Source organism: Protofrankia sp. CiP3 (genome assembly GCF_917627345.1).
Lineage (GTDB): Bacteria > Actinomycetota > Actinomycetes > Frankiales > Frankiaceae > Protofrankia.
Genome location: NZ_CAKJTM010000014.1, coordinates 43,684 through 46,440, shown reverse-complemented (window position 1 = coordinate 46,440; position 2,757 = coordinate 43,684). Strand labels below are relative to the sequence as shown.

Sequence of the window (2,757 nt, the reverse complement as noted above, 5' to 3'; positions counted from 1 at the left end):
GGGAGAGGGCCTGGGTGCGGCGGACGGGGTCGATATCGAAGACGGTGATCTGAACGCCTTTGGCGTGCAGGAGACGGGCGATCGAGGAGCCGAGTTTCCCGAACCCGATGACCAGGGCGGGGCGGCCGTGCAGGATGTCGCCGCGGCCACGCATGACGGCTTCGGTGGAGAAGACGACGGACTGGCCGACGAGGAAGTCCTCGGGGTCCTTCAGCGGCGAACGGGCGACGGAGATCACAGGGCAGGGAAGTTTGTCGAGGCCGGCGTAGCGGCGGTGGCCGTTCTCGGTATCCTCGATCACCCCGAAGAGCTGACCGGAGAAGCGTCCACGCAGGTCGGTCAGGGTCGGAGCGAAGTAGCCGCCGACGTCGAGCAGCGCGATCGGCTCGGCGGCGGCCCGGGCCTCGAAGTAGTCCAGGGCCGCGTCCGGGTCGGTGAACAGCTCCCGGGAGAGCACGTCGACTCCGATGGTCTGCTCGACCTCGCGTCGGGCGGTGGGGTTGACCGACTTGGGCTTGGGCAGTACGGCCCGCAGCCGGCTCATCGCCGCGACCGCGCGGACGAAGCCGGGACGCTCGGCCAGCAGATGGGTGATCAGGAAGGTAGTGACCTGCTCGTCGGAGGCGAACCGGGCGATGATCTTTGTGAAGTAGGCGTCCAGGCGGGCGCGTTCAAACGATTCCATCGCGGTTCTCCCATGACCGTGCAAAGGCGCGGAAGGTGGTGACGCTTTCGAGCGTGACCGCGACCCGACGGCGACAGAATGCCCTGCTGTCGTACTTGCGTTGTACTTTCGTCCTCCCATGTGCGCAGACCATGCTTCCATGATGGTCGGAAGGGAGCGACGCGCGTGGCGACCGTGCATCGGTGGACCGGTCTGGAGGCGCGGGCTCTGCGTCTCGCGCTGCGGCTGAGCGTCCGCGCGTTCGCCGAGCACCTCGGTGTCGCGGTCCGCACCGTCTCGAAATGGGAGAAGCTGCTGGCCGGCACCTCACCGAGGCCCGACACCCAGGCCATCTTGGACACCGCGCTGGCGCGCGCGGACACCGCCGTGCATCTGCGGTTCGAGACGGCCCTGTCCGCAGCCAACCGTCCCGGGGCCGGGGTAGCGCGGCGGATCATCACGACGGTGCCGCGGGCCTGGGAGTTCGAGTCGTGGACCGATGATCTGGAGCGGGCCGTCGTCGCGTTGTCCCGGCAGAACTTCACCGTCTCCGACGCTCTGTTGGGCCGGTGGCTGACCCGCTTCACGCCGCTGGAACTCGACGAGAAGGGTTTGTATCTGTTCGCCCGGTCTACTGCCCTGCTCGGCGACCTCCGACGTGACCGAGGTGTGGTCCTCGGGCCGAACTCGGCCCAGCACTCCTATCTCACCGCCCAGTCGATCTTCATCCAACTCGACATCCCTCGTCGCGTCGCCCAGCTCGAGTTGTCCCTCGCGGTGGTCGCCGAGATGTCGGGCAAGCTGGAGATCGCCGCCCGCCACTACGACGCTCTCGCCGCCGACGACCGGCTATCTCGCCGCGACCGGGCCAGAGCACGGCTGTGGGTGGGGACGGCGTTGAGCAAGGCCGGCAACTACGACCATGCCGGCCGCGTCATGCTGGATGCGACCCGGGAGTTCGCCGACCTCGCCGAGCCGGACGACTGGTCGGTGGCCCACCAGAAACTCGCTCTGGCCCACCGCGGGGCCGGTGACCTGAGCAAGGCGGTGCACTTCATCAGCATTGCCCGCGGCGGCGGGGCGGCCGACTCGCCGCTACAGCGGGTCCGTCTGGACACTGCCCACGGCCACATCCTGCTGTCCGACCCGGCCACCCGGGATGATGGGCGGGCCGTCCTCGACCGCGCCGCGACGATGGCCGCGCGCTACGGGCTGAGCCACCAGCTGCGCAGCATCGAGGGCATCAAGGCCCGTGAGCGAGGGGGCATCCGGCCCCCGGCGGTGACCAGGGAGACGAGCACGTGACGGACAACCAGCCAGCCATCACCGACGAGGCGCGGCACCAGGCCACCCTGATCTGGGACTACCACCGGATGCACCACGACGTGCGGCCGGTCGATGTCGCGATCGGCTTGGGCAGCCACGACCTGGGGGTGCCGGTGTTCTGCGCCGAGCTGTATCGCGCCGGGCTGTTTTCGACCCTGGTGTTCACCGGCGGCCCCAACCCCACCACACCGGAGCGGTTCCCCCGCGGTGAGGCCGTCCACTTCCGGGAGCATGCCCTCGACCTCGGCGTCCCCGACACCGCGATCCTGCTGGAGACCAAGGCCCGCAATACCGGTGAGAACATCACGTTCTCCCGGCAGGTCCTGGCCGCGGCAGGCATTGCCCCAGCCTGGGTGCTGCTGGTCTCCATGCCGTATATGGAGCGGCGCTCCTTCGCCACCGCCTGCAAGCTATGGCCCGAGGTCGAGGTGATCTGCGCGTCGCAGCCGCTGGTGTTCGACGACTACCTCAAGAGCATCGGTGACGACAAGATGGTCATCGACATGCTCGTCGGTGACCTGCAACGGGTGATCGAGTACCCGAAGCTCGGGTTCGCCATCGCCCAGGACGTCCCGGAGGACGTGTATGCGGCCTTCAAGGCTCTCGTCGCCGCCGGCTTCGACAGCCGTCTCCTCACCGCCTGAGCTGCCAGACCATGAACCCCGTTGCACTGGCCGTGACCTGCTTCAAACACCAGCTTGATCAGACGATCCGTTTCGCACATGATACATCGTGTCGATCTACAGTCAGCGGATCGCAAACCTTTG

2 protein-coding genes and 1 pseudogene are annotated in these 2,757 nt (G+C 67.9%); 2 read left to right on the top strand and 1 reads right to left on the bottom strand.

Annotation, left to right across the window (positions count from 1 at the left end; genetic code table 11):
- Positions 1 to 685, bottom strand: a pseudogene (locus MJ797_RS07935) (adenosylhomocysteinase); the annotation flags it as partial.
- 165 nt (positions 686 to 850) lie between these two features.
- Here MJ797_RS07935 and MJ797_RS07930 point away from each other — a divergent pair.
- Positions 851 to 1,969: a hypothetical protein gene (locus MJ797_RS07930; RefSeq protein WP_239333282.1), complete on the top strand. Its 1,119-nt coding sequence runs from the start codon at positions 851 to 853 to the stop codon at positions 1,967 to 1,969.
- Positions 1,966 to 2,634, top strand: a complete 669-nt coding sequence (locus tag MJ797_RS07925) for a YdcF family protein (protein WP_239333280.1) — start codon at positions 1,966 to 1,968, stop codon at positions 2,632 to 2,634. The genes MJ797_RS07930 and MJ797_RS07925 overlap by 4 nt, the downstream gene beginning before the upstream one ends.
- The last annotated feature ends 123 nt before the right edge of the window (positions 2,635 to 2,757 follow it).